Genomic DNA, 14,723 nt, shown 5'->3' on the forward strand with positions numbered 1-14,723 from the left:
TGCAGGCCGGCCTCTTCGCGGGTGAACCCGCTCCCACAGGGATCGCACGATTTCTGAGATGTGTGCAGTACCTGTGGGAGCGGGTTTACCCGCGAAGAGGCCAGTACAGGCAAAATCATATTCAGCTTGGTTCTGCCCCCGGGCTCAGCACCAGCTGCATGAAGGTCAAGTCCAGCCACCGGCCAAACTTCACCCCCACCTGCGGCATCTGCCCGGTCACCACGAAGCCCAGCCGCTCGTGCAGGCGCACCGACGCTGCATTGCCGCTCTCGATGGCCGCCACCATCACATGCTTGCCACACGCGCGCGCACGCTCGACCAGCGCTGCCATCAGCACCGGCCCCAGCCCCTTGCCACGCTGGTCACCACGGATGTACACCGAATGCTCAACGGTAAGGCGAAAGCCCTCGAACGGCCGCCAATCGCCAAACGACGCATAGCCCAGCACACCGCTCTCATCCACCGCCACCAGGATCGGGTAACCCTGCTGCGCCCGTGCGGCGAACCAGGCCAGGCGGTTGGCCAAATCCACCGGGGTTTCGTTCCAGATCGCCGTGGTGTTGCGCACCGCGTCGTTGTAGATGTCGAGGATGCCCGGCACGTCGGAAGGCAGGGCGTCGCGGATTTCATGACTCATGACAGCGTCTCGCAGGGTCGTTGCTTGCAGATTAAATGGTTACCAGCCCGCGCACACCTTCGGCCTGCATGTTTTCGCCGCGGCCCCGCTGGATGATCTCGCCACGGGCCATCACCAGGTACTGGTCGGTCAGCTCCTCGGCGAAGTCGTAGAACTGCTCCACCAGCAGGATTGCCATGTCGCCACGCTCGGCCAGGCGGCGGATGACTGCGCCTATCTCCTTGATCACCGAAGGCTGGATGCCCTCGGTGGGCTCGTCGAGGATCAGCAGCCGCGGGCGGTTGGCCAGGGCACGGCCGATTGCCAGCTGTTGCTGCTGGCCGCCGGACAGGTCACCGCCACGGCGTTGCTTCATCTGTTCCAGCACGGGAAACAGTTCGTAGATGAAGGGCGGTACCTCCCGAGCTTCACGGGCGGGGAAGCGCGACAGGCCCATAAGCAGGTTTTCCTCGACAGTGAGGCGGGGGAAGATCTCGCGGCCCTGGGGCACGTAGGCGATGCCGGCGTGGACCCGTTGCTGGGGCTTGAGGCTGGTGATCGGCTTGCCTTCCCATTCGATGCTTCCGTCGCGGGCGGGTACCAGCCCCATCAGGCAGCGCAGCAGGGTGGTCTTGCCCACGCCGTTGCGGCCCAGCAGACAGGTGACTTCGCCGATCTTGGCTTCGAAGGACAGGCCCCGGAGGATGTGGCTGCCGCCGTAATACTGGTGCAGGGTGTCGATCTTGAGCATGTGTGTATTCCTGAAATTGTTGCTGTGCCTGTGCCGGCCCTTTCGCGGGTAAACCCGCTCCCACAAGGACCGCGCAGCTCTTCAGGCCTGTGTGGGAGCGGGTTTACCCGCGAAGAGGCCGGCACAGGTTTCAATGTCTAGCGGCCCAGATACACCTCGACCACCCGCTCATCCGCCTGCACCTGTTCCAGCGACCCTTCCGCCAGCACGCTGCCCTGGTGCAGCACGGTCACATGGTCGGCAATGCTGCCGACAAACCCCATGTCATGCTCCACCACCATCAGCGAATGCTTGCCAGCCAGCCCCTTGAACAGCTCGGCGGTGAACTCGGTCTCGGCATCGGTCATGCCCGCTACCGGCTCGTCCAGCAACAGCAGTTGCGGCTCCTGCACCAGCAGCATGCCGATCTCCAGGAACTGCTTCTGCCCATGCGACAGCAAGCCCGCCTGGCGCTGGGCCAGCGGCAGCAGGCGCAAGGTGCCCAGCACCTCCTCGATGCGTTGGCGCTGCTCACCACCCAGGCGCGCTGCCAGGCTGGCCCATACCGACTTGTCGGTCTTCAGCGCCAGCTCCAGGTTTTCGAACACCGTCAGCGCCTCGAACACCGTGGGCTTCTGGAACTTGCGGCCTATGCCGGCCTGGGCGATCTGGTATTCGCTCATGCGGGTCAGGTCGAGGGTGTCGCCAAAATAGGCCGTACCGCTGTCGGGCCTGGTCTTGCCAGTGATCACATCCATCATCGTGGTCTTGCCGGCACCGTTGGGGCCGATGATGCAACGCAGCTCGCCCACGCCGATGTACAGGTTCAGCGCGTTCAGCGCCTTGAAGCCATCGAAGCTGACGCTGATGTCTTCCAGGCTCAGCACCGTGCCGTGGCGGGTGTCGAGGCCGGTCTTGCGGCTTTGGCCCAGGCCGATGGCGTCGCGGCTGGCGCCGAGGTTGTCGAACACCGGTTCGAGCATGAATTCCGGGTGTACCGGGGGCACGCCTCTCATGGCTGGCTCCTTTTCTTCAACAGGCCGACCACGCCCTTGGGCAGGTACAGAGTGACGAGGATGAACAACGCGCCGAGGAAGAACAGCCAGAACTCCGGGAAGGCCACGGTGAACCAGCTTTTCATGCCATTGACCAGGCCGGCGCCGAGCAGCGGGCCGATCAAGGTGCCGCGCCCGCCCAGGGCCACCCACACGGCGGCTTCGATGGAGTTGGTCGGCGACATCTCGCTGGGGTTGATGATGCCCACCTGCGGTACGTACAGCGCACCGGCCAGGCCGCACAGTACGGCGCTGAGCACCCACACCAGCAACTTGAAACCACGCGGGTCGTAGCCACAGAACATCAGCCGGTTTTCGGCGTCGCGCACGGCGGTGAGCAGGCGGCCGAACTTGCTGCGGGTGAGGCGCCAGCACAGGTACAGGCTGGCCAGCAGCAGGCCGACGGTGAGCAGGAACAGCACTGCGCGGGTGCCTTGGGCGGCAATGTCGAAGCCAAGGATGGTGCGGAAGCTGGTAAAACCGTTGTTGCCGCCAAAGCCGGTTTCGTTGCGGAAGAACAGCAACATGCCGGCGAAGGTCAGCGCCTGGGTCATGATCGAGAAGTACACGCCCTTGATCCGCGAGCGAAAGGCGAACCAGCCGAACACCAGCGCCAGCAGCCCGGGCGCCAGCACCACCAGGCACAGGGCCCAGGCGAAATGCTGGGTGCCAGCCCAGTACCACGGCAGCTCGCTCCACGACAGGAAGGTCATGAACCCTGGCAGGCCGTCACCGGCGGCCTGGCGCATCAGGTACATGCCCATGGCGTAGCCACCGAGGGCGAAGAACAGCCCGTGGCCCAGCGACAGCAGCCCGGCGTAGCCCCAGACCAGGTCCAGGGCCAGGGCGACGATGGCGTAGCAGAGGATCTTGCCGACCAGGGTCAGGGTGTAGGCCGACACTTGCAGGGCATGGTCCGCCGGCAGCAGCGACAGCAGCGGCAGGGCCACCAGCAACAGGACGACGACGGCGCCGATGGCCAGGGTCAGGCGTGGCCCGGCCTTTTGCGTAGCGGTGACAAGCAGTGGCTGGTTCATCAGTCGATTACCCGTCCCTTGAGGGCGAACAGGCCTTGCGGGCGCTTCTGGATGAACAGAATGATCAACGCAAGGATGAGGATCTTGCCGAGCACGGCGCCGATCTGCGGCTCCAGCAGCTTGTTGGCGATGCCAAGGCCGAAGGCTGCCCACAGGCTGCCGGCCAACTGGCCGACGCCGCCGAGCACCACCACCAGGAACGAGTCGATGATGTAGCTCTGGCCCAGGTCCGGGCCGACGTTGCCGACCTGGCTCAGGGCCACGCCACCAAGCCCGGCGATGCCCGAGCCGAGGCCGAAGGCGAGCATGTCGACGCGCCCGGTGGACACGCCGCAGCAGGCGGCCATGTTGCGGTTCTGGGTGACCGCGCGCACGTTCAGGCCCAGCCGCGTGCGGTTGAGCAGCAGCCAGGTGAGCAGTACCACGGCCAGGGCGAAGCCGATGATCACCAGGCGGTTGTATGGCAGTACCAGATTGGGCAGCAGCTGGATGCCCCCCGACAGCCAGGCCGGGTTGCTGACTTCTACGTTCTGCGCGCCGAACAGCAGGCGGATGGCCTGGATCAGGATCAGGCTGATTCCCCAGGTCGCCAGCAGGGTTTCCAGAGGGCGGCCATACAGGTGGCGGATTACCGTGCGCTCCAACGCCATGCCGACGCCGGCACTGATGGCGAACGCCACCGGCAGGGCGATCAGTGGGTAGAACTCGATGGCGCCGGGGGCGTAGCGCTGCAGCAGTACCTGGACCATGTAGGTGCTGTAGGCGCCGAGCATCAGCATTTCGCCGTGGGCCATGTTGATCACCCCGAGCAGGCCGAAGGTGATGGCCAGGCCAAGGGCTGCCAGCAGCAGGATCGAGCCCAGCGACAGGCCGCTGAAGGCCTGGCCGAGCAGTTCGCCGGCCAGCAGCTTGCGCTGCACCTGGGCCAGGCTGGTTTCGGCGGCGGTGCGCACGCCCGGGTCGGTTTCCGCGTTGGGTTGCAGCAAGGCTTCGAGGCGGGTGCGGGCCAGCGGGTCACCGGTTTCGCCGAGCAGGCGAACGGCGGCCAGGCGTACTGCCGGCTCGCTGGCGCCCAGTTGCAGGTTGGCCAGGGCCAGGCCGAGGGCGGCGTGCACGGCGGCATCCGGTTCGCTGGCGAAGCGCCGGTCGAGGAAGGCCATTTGCGCCGGTTGCGCGCTTTTCTGTAGTTGTTGGGCAGCGGCCAGGCGGATGTCTCTGTTGTCGCTGAGCAACTGGTGGCTAGCCAAGGCGTTGTCGATCAGGCCACGCAGGCGGTTGTTCAGGCGCACCTTGCGTGTGTCGTCGGCGGCGATGCGGCCCTGGCGCAGGTTGCCCAGCAGCGCCAGGCGAGCGGTATCGGGTTGTGCGGCCCAGCCTTCGAGCAGGCGGGCTTGCTCGGCGGGCTTGGCAGCGAGGAAGAATTCGCCCTCGCTGGCCTGGGTTGCCAAGGGCATCAGCAGGAGAAGAGTTAGCAGGAGTCTAAGCATGCGAGCAATCCTGGAATACAGCGGTGGATTCTTCGCGGGTAAACCCGCTCCCACAGGGACCGCACAGGTTTCGAACCTTGCACCGAACCTGTGGGAGCGGGTTCACCCGCGAATGGGCCGCAAGGCGGCCCTAACGGCTCTCAGTTACCTTTCACGGCGTAATCAGGGCGCTTGTCGTTGCCGGGAATGAACGGGCTCCATGGCTGCGCCCGCAGCGGTTGCTCGGTCTCCCACACCACGCTGAACTGCCCGTCATCCTGGATCTCGCCGATCATCACCGGCTTGTGCAGGTGGTGGTTGGTCTTGTCCATGGTCAGGGTGAAGCCGGACGGCGCCTCGAAACTTTGCCCGGCCAGTGCCTCGCGCACCTTGTCGACATCGGTGGACTTGGCTTTTTCCACCGCCTGCGCCCACATGTGGATGCCCACGTAGGTGGCCTCCATCGGGTCGTTGGTCACCGCCTTGTCGGCGCCTGGCAGGCCCTTGGCCTTGGCGTAGGCCTTCCAGTCGGCGACGAACTTCTGGTTGACCGGGTTATCCACAGACTCGAAGTAGTTCCACGCCGCCAGATGGCCCACCAGCGGCTTGGTGTCGATGCCGCGCAGTTCTTCTTCGCCCACCGAGAACGCCACCACCGGCACGTCGGTGGCCTTCAGGCCCTGGTTGGCCAGCTCCTTGTAGAACGGCACGTTGGAGTCGCCGTTGACCGTGGAGATGACGGCGGTCTTGCCTCCGGCGGAGAACTTCTTGATGTTGGCGACGATGGTCTGGTAATCGCTGTGGCCGAACGGCGTGTACACCTCTTCGATGTCCTTGTCGGCCACGCCCTTGCTGTGCAGGAAGGCACGCAGGATCTTGTTGGTGGTGCGCGGGTAGACGTAGTCGGTGCCCAGCAGGAAGAAGCGCTTGGCGCTGCCGCCGTCCTCGCTCATCAGGTACTCAACGGCCGGGATGGCCTGCTGGTTGGGCGCGGCGCCGGTGTAGAACACGTTCGGCGACATCTCTTCACCCTCGTACTGCACCGGGTAGAACAGCAGGCCGTTGAGCTCTTCGAACACTGGCAGCACCGATTTGCGCGACACCGAGGTCCAGCAGCCGAACACCACTGCCACCTTGTCCTGGGTCAGCAGCTGTCGGCTCTTTTCGGCGAACAGCGGCCAGTTGGAGGCCGGGTCGACCACCACCGGTTCGAGCAGCTTGCCGTTCACGCCGCCCTTGGCGTTGATCTGCTCGATGGTCATCAGCGCCATGTCCTTGAGCGAAGTCTCGGAAATGGCCATGGTCCCCGACAGCGAATGCAGGATGCCGACCTTGATGGTTTCGGCGGCCTGGATGCTCCAGCTCAGGCCCATTGCGGCAATCGATGCGCTAAGGGTGAAGGCCTTGATCAGACTGCGTCGCTTCATGTGCTCTCTCCGCTGAGTTTTTATGTGTTGGGCAAGCGGGGAGGGGTGTTGCAAGGGGTGTGCCTAACGGCGGAAGGTGCGCAATAGAGGGGTTGTGCGAGGTGTTGGGGCGTTGGTTGGATCCAGGTTGGTGCCTGATGGATTTGTGTGCACAGGATTGGGGCTGCAGAGCAGCCCCCAGGGTCATCAGCCGTTACGCACTGCCGTGCGCGGATGGCGCTTGCTACGCACCCCCTGATAGGTCACCGCCAGCAGCACGAACCAGATCGGCGTCACCAGCAACGCCGCGCGGGTATCGTCCTCTAGGCTCAGCAACACCAGGATGAAAGCAAAGAACACCAGGCACACGTAGCACATGAAGCGCCCGCCCGGCATCTTGTACTTCGAGGCCTGGTGCAACGCCGCGCGGTGTTTGCGGTAGTTCAGGTACGACAGCAGGATCAGTGTCCAGACGAACATGAACAGCACCGCCGAAACGGTGGTGACCAGGGTGAATGCCTCGACCACGTTCGGCACCAGGTAGATCAGCACTGCGCCCAGCAGCAGGCAGGTGCAGGAGAAGTACAAGCCGTTGGCAGGTACCGAGCGGCTCGACAGTTTCTCGAATGCCTTGGGTGCGTCACCCTCCTGGCTCAGGCCGTAGAGCATGCGGCTGGTGGAGAACACGCCGCTGTTGGCCGACGAAGCCGCCGAGGTCAGCACCACGAAGTTGATGATGCTCGCCGCCGCTGGCAAGCCGGCTAGCACGAACAGCTCCACGAACGGGCTCTTGCCCGGCACCACGTCGCGCCATGGGGTCACGGCCATGATCGCGATCAGCGCCAGCACATAGAACACGATGATGCGTACCGGGATCGAGTTGATCGCCCGCGGCAGGGTGCGCTCCGGGTTCTTCGCTTCGGCGGCGGTTGTACCCACCAACTCGATGCCGACGAAAGCGAACACGGCGATCTGGAAGCCGGCGAAGAAGCCCATCAGGCCATTGGGGAACATGCCGCCGTCATTCCACAGGTTGGCCAGTTGCGCGGTGCGCCCGCTGGGCGAGGTGAAGCCGGTGATGACCATGTACAGGCCGGTGGCGACCAGGCCGATGATGGCGACAATCTTGATCAGGGCGAACCAGAACTCCATTTCACCGAACATCTTCACCGTCACCAGGTTCAGCGACAGCAGCAGCCCTACGCAGGTCAGCGCCGGTATCCACTGCGGCAGTTCGGGGAACCAGAACTGTGTATATGCCGCGATCGCGACCACGTCGGCGATGCCGGTGACCACCCAGCAGAACCAGTAGGTCCAGCCCGTGAAGTAGCCTGCCCAGGGGCCGAGCAGGTCGGCGGAAAAATCGATGAACGACTTGTAGTTGAGGTTCGACAGCAGCAGTTCGCCCATGGCGCGCATGACGAAGAACAGCATGAAGCCGATGATCATGTAGACGAAGATGATCGACGGCCCGGCCAGGCTGATGGTCTTGCCCGAGCCCATGAACAGGCCGGTACCGATTGCGCCGCCAATGGCGATCAGCTGGATGTGGCGGTTGGTCAGGTTGCGCTGCAGATGCTGTTCATCTGGCGCTGTGGGTGAGGTTTGCGTCATAGGCTGCATTCCGTTGGACGGTCGGTCGTCTTGTCAGAGGTAGCCGGCTAGGCTAACACGCGCGTTCCAGTTCGGGGCGCGACAGATCGACTCGACTTTTGGGTAGCAGTGTTGTGCCTGTGCCGGCCTCTTCGCGGGCTTGCCCGCTCCCACAGGGACCGCGCTGGCGCAGGAACTGTAGGAGCGGGTTTACCCGCGAAAGGGCCGGCACAGACGAAGCAAGGCTCAAGCGCTGGCCAGCACCCGGCCGCGTCTGACCACTAGGCTATCCACCAGCCACATCACCACCATCGACACCCCCACCAGCGGGAACATCAACCCCAGTACCAGCATCACCCCCACCGCTACTTTCCAGCGCGGCAGGTCATGGCGCAGCGGCGGCACACCCAGCCCGCCGGCCGGCCTGCGCTTCCACCACATCACCAGCCCGCTCACCGAGCCCAGCAAGATCATCAGGCACACCAGCAGGATGATGATCTGGTTGAACGCCCCGAACATCTTGCCTTCATGCAGCATCACACCCAGTTCGGTAGCGCGCGCCACCGGGCTGTAGTCCTGCCAGCGCACATCGGCCAGCACCTTGCCGGTGTACTGGTCGACATGCAGGGTGGCGTCGTTGCGTGGGTCGTCGGCGAACACCGCAATGGTGAACACGCCATCGGCCGTGGTCGGCGCGGTAATGCTGTAACCCGGCTCGACCTGGCGCGCGGTTGCGATGTCTTCGACTTGCTGCAGGCTTACCTGTGGCGCTGCGGGCGCGCTCGACGTCATGTGATGCCCGGCATGTTCGGCGTGTGCACCGGACTGTGGCATCGGCGTGTTTTCCATCGCCCACGGCACGGTCTGGCGGTGTGCGCTGTTGAGTTCACCCGCCTGCTGGTCGGATTTGGGCACGTCGTTCCACATGGCCGCCGGAAAGCGGTTCCACAAGTCGGCGTACTGCTTGCCCCATAGGCCGGTCCAGGTCATGCCGCTGAGCAGCATCAGCAGTAACAAGGCCGAGCCCCAGAAGCCGGTTACCGCATGCAGGTCGCGCCAGAACATTCGGCCGCGTGCCGAGAGCCGTGGCCACAGCACGCCAGCGCCATTGCGCCCGCGTGGCCACCACAAGTACAGGCCCGACACCACCAGCACGATGCCCCAGCCCGCGGCCAGTTCTACCAGGCGGTCACCGACCGTGCCGACCATCAGTTCGCCATGCAGGGCGCGGGCGATGGCCTGCAGGTTCTGCTTGCCATCCTGTACGCCAAGGACTTTGCCGCTGTAGGGGTCGACGAAAACGTTCAGTTCGCGCCCGGCGTCATGCACCACGAATTGTGCGCTGCGTTCGGCGTCCAGCGGCGGCAGGTACTGGCCAACGTGGCCCTCGGGATAGGCCTTGCGCACTTCGGCCAGCATCGTGTCCGCGCCCTGTCGGTGGTGGCCGGCTTCGACCACCATCAGCTCGCGGTACAGCAGCGGGTCGAGCTGCGGCTTGAACAGGTAGATTATCCCGGTGATTGCCAGCAGGATCATGAACGGGGCCACGAACAGCCCCGCATAGAAGTGCCAACGCCAGGCCAGGTTGTAGAAATTGATGCGTGTTCCTCTCATGGGAACCTCCTGTTTGACCAGCAGATGGGCGCGACCTGCGCCGCGCCCGTTGTTGTTGTCAGAAGCTGAAGTCGACCTTGGTCCAGAAGGTCCTGCCTGGCTCGTTGACCGGCTGTGGATCGCTAGCCGGGTAGCCGAACCCGGCGTTCCCGGCCAGGTTCAAATGCTCGGCGTAGGTCTTGTCGAACAGGTTGTCGACCCCCGCGCTGAGCTTGAGGTGGTTGCTCACCTTGTAGGCACCATTGAGCGAGAACACGCCGAAGCCGGCGCTGTTGTCGTAGTCCTTGCCGACCACGTTGCCCTGGTTCTCGGCGATGCGGTTCTGCGCCGCCACCAGCCGCCACAGTGCGCCGACGCTCCATGCATCGCGGCTGTAGGTCAGGCCCAGGCGGCTTTCCAGAGGCGGCATTTGCGGCAGTGCTGCGCCGTCACTGCTGTTCTTGCCCCAGGCGTAGGCCAGCGTTGCGTCGGCCTTCCAGTTTTCCGTCAGCTGGTAGGCCGCGCCCAGTTCGCCGCCCATGATGCGGGCGTCGATGTTGCGAGCCTGGGAGCTCATTCCCTGGTAGTCGAACAGGATGTAGTCGCGGATCTGCCCGATGTAGCCAGACGCCCAGGCTTCCATGCGCTCGTCGCGGTACTGGACACCGAAGTCGAGCTGGGTGGTCTTCTCTGGTTTGATACCGTCGAAAGCATTGGCCGCACCGGGTGGTGCCAGCTTGGGCGAGAACAGCTCCCAGTAGTCGGGGAAACGCTGGGCATGACCAAGGCCGATGTACGTGGTGGCCGGGATGGCTGCCAGGTCGTGCTCGTAGCGGACGAAACCGCTGGGCAGGGTATCGGCGCGGGTGTCGCCGTTGGTGGCGCTGGTTGCGCGGAAGTCGCGGGCCGAGGCGCGGTCCAGGCGGGCACCGGTAATCATGCGGTCCTCACCGCTGACGTACCAGGTCAGCTCGCCGAAGGCACCGTAGTTGTGGAAGTCGGCGTCCTTGGTCCAGGCCTGGCCCTTGTGCGCGTCCACACCCATGCCGCCGCGTTTGCGATGTTCGTTGGTCTGCGCGTCGATGCCGCCGATCAGTTGCACATCGGCCCAGCGCCAGGTGGCCTTGATGCGTGCGCCCATGGTGCGGCGGTCGACGTTGCTGACCATCGGCATGCCCATCATGCCGCTGCCCGAAGGCGTGCGCAGGCTGTAGTTGTCCATCACGTGGTCGGCGTAGTTGTAGTAGACCTGCGCCTCGACCTTGTCGAGCACCTCGCCGAGGTTGGATTTTTCGAAACGCAGGCCCAGGCTTTCGCGCTTGAACTGCGAGCCGTCCATGCCACGCCCGGCATAGCGGGCCTCACCATCGCCCTTGCCGGCGGTGAGTTCCAGCAGGGTGTCCTGGTCGGGTGTCCAGCCGAGGGCGACATCGCCATTCCACTTGTCCCAGCGTGACGGCACGGTGTTGTCATCGCCGTCATGGTAGTCGTCCGAGCGCGACTGGTTGCCGACGAAGCGGGCGTAGGCCTGGTCGTTGCCGGCGGCGGTGTCCAGCACCTTGTCGAAGCGGCCGTTGGAGCCGGCCAGCAGGCTGGCGTTGACCCGGCTGCCGATGGTGCCGAACTTCTCCGGCTCGCGCTCGAAGAGGATGGTGCCCGCCGAGCCGCCCGGGCCCCAGATCACGCTTTGCGGGCCTTTGATCACGATCAGGCGGTCGTAGGTTTCCGGCGAAATGTACGACGTGGGGGCATCCATGCGGTTGGGGCAGGCGCCCAGCATCAGGCCGCCATTGGTGAGGATGTTCAGGCGCGAGCCGAACATGCCGCGCAGTACCGGGTCGCCGTTGGTGCCGCCGGCGCGGATGGCCGAGAAGCCGGGGATGGTCTTCAGATAGTCGGCGCCGTCGCTGGCCGGCACCGGCTGGCGCGGGTCTTTCGGGTTGGTGACCACGGTCAGCGGCGAGCTCGGGGCCACGGCGGTGATCACCGTCGGGCTCAGTTCGGGGGCGTCGTGTGCATGGCCTTCATGGCCTGGGTCGGCGGCCAGGGCCACGGGCGCGAGCAGCGAGCCGCACACGGCGGCGATGGTCCCACGCAGGGACAAGGCAAAAACAGGGGTGCAGCCGGACATAATGATTCCAGTCGATCAGTCATGAGTCAGCGCGAAGCCTCCTGGCTTCGTGCGCGAAAAATGTGGGTTCAGAGGTTGATCGAGGAAGGTGGGGCGCGGCTGCGCGCGCCGGGGAATACAGCCTGCCGGGCATGGCCCTGGCGCGTGGGTGCGAACAGGTGGGTGGTGGGTACGACGCTGCTGGCACTGAGCGGGCTGAGGGCCTGGGGCAGGGCCGGGCAGTTGAACAACAGGCTGCAGTAACCGCACTTTTCCCACATCACATGCAGCTGGCCATCGCCAGCCTGGCCGTGATGGGCGTCGCCGCCATGCTGATGGGCGGTGGCCATCGGCATGTCCATCGGCATGCTCATGCCGGCGTGGTGGTCCATCGGCATCGACTGGGAAATCAGCGGGCCGATGAAGATCATCCACATGGCGAACAGGCTCAGCCATCCGCCACCGGCGCGCCTGCGGTCAGGGCGGGTGGTACGGCTGATGCTGTTGCGCGGCAGGCTCATGACGAGTGCCTTTCAGCGGGTGATCAGTGCGCGTGTTCGTGGGCTTGCGGCTGGTCCGTCGGCGCCTGCTTCTGCACGGCCACATCGACGGTGATATCGCCGGCCTTTTCGAAGTGCAGGGTCAACGGGAAGCGCTTGCCGTCGCTGAGCAGGCTGCGGTCCTTGGGCTGCATCAGCATCACATGGTAGGCGCTGGGGGCGAAGGTCAGGTCCTTGCCGGCGGGCACCACCACGCTGGGTACCTGCTGCATCTTCATGGCACCGCTGGCGCTCATGGCATGCTCGTGCAGTTGTGCGTCATCGCTGATGGGGCTGTCGACACCGAGCAGGCGGTCGTCGGCCTGGCCATTGTTGTGCACCACGAAATACGCCGCGACGTTGGGGGCGTTGGGGGGCAGCTGCAGTGACCAGGGGTGGGCGATGTGCAGGTCACCCACGCTGTATTCGTGGGCATTGGCAAAGGCGCCGGGCAGCAACAGGGCGGCCATGACGAGGGCATGCTTGAGCATGGTGAATCTCCGTTTCTGTTCAGGTTCAGGCAGACAGCGTGATGAACTCAGGCCAGCGGAGAGGCACGGGGGTTGAGCGCCGGCCAGAGTTGGCGCGGCGTGGCGTGGTAGTCGGCGGGTGGCGGCAGCAGGCCGGCCAGCAGTATCGGCGGGTTGTACAGCTGCGGCGGGTAGCCGGGCAAGGCCAGCAGTGGCGCGGCACCGGAGCAGCACCAGCAATTCATCATGCTGGCGCTGTCGTCGCTTTGCGGGCCGAGGTCGATCTTGGCCAGGGCCTGGACGTCGACCTTGGCCTTGTTGGCCATGCTGGAACAGAAGGCCCCCCACAGCAGCTGCTCGGCCGGGCCCTTGGGCGCGGCGGAAGACAGCGGCATGGCCAGCAGGTTGAACAGCACTGCAAGGCAGGCTATCCAGGCGATGTGCCGACGTGGGGGCATGGAGAGATCCGGTCAGGAATCGTGGTGGGTATTGTAAGGCGGAGTATAGGTAAAAATGGCGGGGTGCGGTGAAGTGACGCAGGCCGTGCCCTTCGAGGGGCAGCTTTGCAGCCCGATCGCCGGCAAGCCAGCCCCCACAGGGACCGCACAGATTTCAGGGCCTGTGGTAAACCTGTGGGAGCTGGCTTGCCAGCGATGAAGATCAAGGTACCCTCAAGCCTTGTTGCGGCCCATCAACCCTCGCACGGTCTCCTGCAGGTCCGCCGGCAGCACCACCACCTTGGCATTGCTGCTGCCCGCCAGGTTCTCCATGGCCCCCACATAGCGCTCGCCCAGCAGGTACATCGCCGGCACGGTCTCGTTGCCGACCGCGTCCTTGACCAGCGAAATCGCCCGCGCCGAGGCCTCGGCCAGGCTGATCTGCGCTTCGGCATCCAGCCTGGCAGCCTGCAAGCGTGCTTCTGCTTCCAGGATCGCCGCCTGCTTGGCTCCTTCGGCACGAGTCACGTCGGCCTTGCGTTCACGCTCGGCTGCCGCCTGGCGCTCCATGGCCAGTTGCATGTTCTCCGAGGGCTTGATGTCCTGGATTTCCACCGAGCGTACGGTCACGCCCCAGTCTTCGGTCTGCTCGGACATCGCCTCGCGCAGGCGCGCCTTGATCTGCTCGCGGCTGGACAGCGCTTCGTCCAGGTCCATGGCCCCGACGATGGCGCGCAGCGAGGTCATGGTCAGGCTGGTGACGGCGAACGAGAAGTCCTGCACGCCATAGGAGGCCTTCTGTGGGTCGACCACCTTGGCGAAGCACAGGGCGTTGGCCACGATCACGGCGTTGTCCCGGGTGATGATTTCCTGCTGCTGCACATCGAGGATGATGTCCTTGGTAGGCAGGCGGTAGGCGACCACGTCCATGTATGGGATGACGATGTTCAGGCCGGGCTTGAGCGTGCTCTGGTAGCGGCCCAGGCGCTCGACGACCCATTCTTCGCCCTGGGGCACGATGCGAACCCCCTTGAACACGGTGATCAGGACGAACAGGGCGATGGCGACGACGACGATGAGGCTGGTCATGATGCGAAATTCCTTTTAGTGCGGATTCAGGCCCGAATGACCCGGGCGGTGTTCCCTTCGATGGCGGTCAGGCGTACCCGCTCGCCGGCCGCGATCTCGCTGTCGGCGATGCAGGTCCATTCCTCGTTACCGAGGATAGGCTTCTGGAAGCGCACACGGCCTTTCTGGAACTCCGATACACCAGCAGTCAGCAGCCCCACTTCACCGATCACGCTTTCGGCGGTCCAGCGCACGTCTGGTTGCTTGCGCCGGAACAGCTTGAACCACAGTGCCGTGGTGACTGACGACATCAGCACCCACAGCAGCACCTGCATGTCCAGTTGCAGGCTGGGGGCGGTCAGCGAAATGAGCGATACCAGCACGGCGCCGATGCCGAACCAGAGGATGAAGAACGTCGGCAGGACCAGTTCGAGCAGGATCAGCGCGATGCCGAAGACCAGCCAGATCCACCATTGCATTTCCATATGGGTAGCGCCTTCCGGGAGGGGAGTGCCGAGTTTAAGGTAGCAGTGCGGCACATGGCCACTTCATGGTTTGCAAGAAAAGTCCGAAATGGCTGTAGGAGCAACTGTCTTGTGCAAA

The 14,723-nt window shown here is 64.6% G+C and carries 14 protein-coding genes; all 14 read right to left on the reverse strand.

Features of this window, described 5'->3' with window-relative positions:
- Positions 1-121: 121 nt before the first annotated feature.
- Positions 122-637, reverse strand: a complete 516-nt coding sequence (locus tag RR51_RS11105; protein ID WP_039613532.1) for a GNAT family N-acetyltransferase — start codon at positions 635-637, stop codon at positions 122-124.
- Between the two features lie 31 nt (positions 638-668).
- Positions 669-1,367 (reverse strand): urea ABC transporter ATP-binding subunit UrtE, encoded by a 699-nt coding sequence (gene urtE / locus RR51_RS11110; protein ID WP_039613533.1) that lies wholly within the window; start codon positions 1,365-1,367, stop codon positions 669-671.
- A gap of 137 nt (positions 1,368-1,504) precedes the next feature.
- Positions 1,505-2,362, reverse strand: a complete 858-nt coding sequence (gene urtD, locus RR51_RS11115) for an urea ABC transporter ATP-binding protein UrtD (RefSeq protein ID WP_023660839.1) — start codon at positions 2,360-2,362, stop codon at positions 1,505-1,507.
- A complete protein-coding gene (gene urtC, locus RR51_RS11120; protein WP_025340800.1) occupies positions 2,359-3,438 on the reverse strand; it encodes an urea ABC transporter permease subunit UrtC in 1,080 nt (359 codons plus the stop codon). The genes urtD and urtC overlap by 4 nt, the downstream gene beginning before the upstream one ends.
- A complete protein-coding gene (gene urtB, locus RR51_RS11125) occupies positions 3,438-4,925 on the reverse strand; it encodes an urea ABC transporter permease subunit UrtB (protein ID WP_039613534.1) in 1,488 nt (495 codons plus the stop codon). The genes urtC and urtB overlap by 1 nt, the downstream gene beginning before the upstream one ends.
- A 140-nt stretch (positions 4,926-5,065) precedes the next feature.
- Entirely contained in the window at positions 5,066-6,331 is a 1,266-nt protein-coding gene (gene urtA / locus RR51_RS11130; protein ID WP_013974390.1) for an urea ABC transporter substrate-binding protein, read from the reverse strand.
- A 186-nt stretch (positions 6,332-6,517) separates the two neighbouring features.
- Positions 6,518-7,924, reverse strand: coding sequence for a D-serine/D-alanine/glycine transporter (gene cycA, locus RR51_RS11135; protein WP_013974389.1), 1,407 nt, complete (start codon positions 7,922-7,924; stop codon positions 6,518-6,520).
- A 225-nt stretch (positions 7,925-8,149) separates the two neighbouring features.
- A complete protein-coding gene (locus tag RR51_RS11140; RefSeq protein ID WP_039613535.1) occupies positions 8,150-9,517 on the reverse strand; it encodes a PepSY-associated TM helix domain-containing protein in 1,368 nt (455 codons plus the stop codon).
- Positions 9,518-9,575: 58 nt separating this feature from the next.
- Positions 9,576-11,627, reverse strand: a complete 2,052-nt coding sequence (locus RR51_RS11145) for a TonB-dependent copper receptor (protein WP_039613536.1) — start codon at positions 11,625-11,627, stop codon at positions 9,576-9,578.
- Positions 11,628-11,695: 68 nt separating this feature from the next.
- Positions 11,696-12,127, reverse strand: a complete 432-nt coding sequence (locus tag RR51_RS11150; RefSeq protein WP_039613537.1) for a DUF2946 domain-containing protein — start codon at positions 12,125-12,127, stop codon at positions 11,696-11,698.
- 23 nt (positions 12,128-12,150) lie between these two features.
- On the reverse strand, positions 12,151-12,636 hold the full coding sequence (locus RR51_RS11155; RefSeq protein WP_003257539.1) for a copper chaperone PCu(A)C: 486 nt from the start codon (positions 12,634-12,636) through the stop codon (positions 12,151-12,153).
- A gap of 47 nt (positions 12,637-12,683) precedes the next feature.
- The gene (locus tag RR51_RS11160) at positions 12,684-13,073 is read right to left on the reverse strand and encodes a DUF2946 domain-containing protein (RefSeq protein ID WP_039613538.1); all 390 of its coding nucleotides are present in this window, start codon (positions 13,071-13,073) and stop codon (positions 12,684-12,686) included.
- Positions 13,074-13,286: 213 nt separating this feature from the next.
- The gene (locus tag RR51_RS11165; protein ID WP_013974384.1) at positions 13,287-14,141 is read right to left on the reverse strand and encodes an SPFH domain-containing protein; all 855 of its coding nucleotides are present in this window, start codon (positions 14,139-14,141) and stop codon (positions 13,287-13,289) included.
- Positions 14,142-14,167: 26 nt separating this feature from the next.
- The gene (locus RR51_RS11170; RefSeq protein WP_039613539.1) at positions 14,168-14,605 is read right to left on the reverse strand and encodes an NfeD family protein; all 438 of its coding nucleotides are present in this window, start codon (positions 14,603-14,605) and stop codon (positions 14,168-14,170) included.
- Between the last annotated feature and the right edge of the window lie 118 nt (positions 14,606-14,723).

The sequence above is a fragment of the Pseudomonas sp. C5pp genome (assembly GCF_000814065.1).
GTDB lineage: Bacteria > Pseudomonadota > Gammaproteobacteria > Pseudomonadales > Pseudomonadaceae > Aquipseudomonas > Aquipseudomonas asiatica.

What these genes read in the sequence shown, in the direction of transcription:
- RR51_RS11165 (WP_013974384.1), bottom strand. Translation starts at nt 14,141, where the DNA reads ATGACCAGCCTCATCGTCGTCGTCGCCATCGCCCTGTTCGTCCTGATC.
- RR51_RS11155 (WP_003257539.1), bottom strand. Translation starts at nt 12,636, where the DNA reads ATGCTCAAGCATGCCCTCGTCATGGCCGCCCTGTTGCTGCCCGGCGCC.
- urtC (WP_025340800.1), bottom strand. Translation starts at nt 3,438, where the DNA reads ATGAACCAGCCACTGCTTGTCACCGCTACGCAAAAGGCCGGGCCACGC.
- RR51_RS11105 (WP_039613532.1), bottom strand. Translation starts at nt 637, where the DNA reads ATGAGTCATGAAATCCGCGACGCCCTGCCTTCCGACGTGCCGGGCATC.
- urtA (WP_013974390.1), bottom strand. Translation starts at nt 6,331, where the DNA reads ATGAAGCGACGCAGTCTGATCAAGGCCTTCACCCTTAGCGCATCGATT.
- urtD (WP_023660839.1), bottom strand. Translation starts at nt 2,362, where the DNA reads ATGAGAGGCGTGCCCCCGGTACACCCGGAATTCATGCTCGAACCGGTG.
- RR51_RS11140 (WP_039613535.1), bottom strand. Translation starts at nt 9,517, where the DNA reads ATGAGAGGAACACGCATCAATTTCTACAACCTGGCCTGGCGTTGGCAC.
- cycA (WP_013974389.1), bottom strand. Translation starts at nt 7,924, where the DNA reads ATGACGCAAACCTCACCCACAGCGCCAGATGAACAGCATCTGCAGCGC.
- urtE (WP_039613533.1), bottom strand. Translation starts at nt 1,367, where the DNA reads ATGCTCAAGATCGACACCCTGCACCAGTATTACGGCGGCAGCCACATC.
- urtB (WP_039613534.1), bottom strand. Translation starts at nt 4,925, where the DNA reads ATGCTTAGACTCCTGCTAACTCTTCTCCTGCTGATGCCCTTGGCAACC.
- RR51_RS11170 (WP_039613539.1), bottom strand. Translation starts at nt 14,605, where the DNA reads ATGGAAATGCAATGGTGGATCTGGCTGGTCTTCGGCATCGCGCTGATC.
- RR51_RS11145 (WP_039613536.1), bottom strand. Translation starts at nt 11,627, where the DNA reads ATGTCCGGCTGCACCCCTGTTTTTGCCTTGTCCCTGCGTGGGACCATC.
- RR51_RS11160 (WP_039613538.1), bottom strand. Translation starts at nt 13,073, where the DNA reads ATGCCCCCACGTCGGCACATCGCCTGGATAGCCTGCCTTGCAGTGCTG.
- RR51_RS11150 (WP_039613537.1), bottom strand. Translation starts at nt 12,127, where the DNA reads ATGAGCCTGCCGCGCAACAGCATCAGCCGTACCACCCGCCCTGACCGC.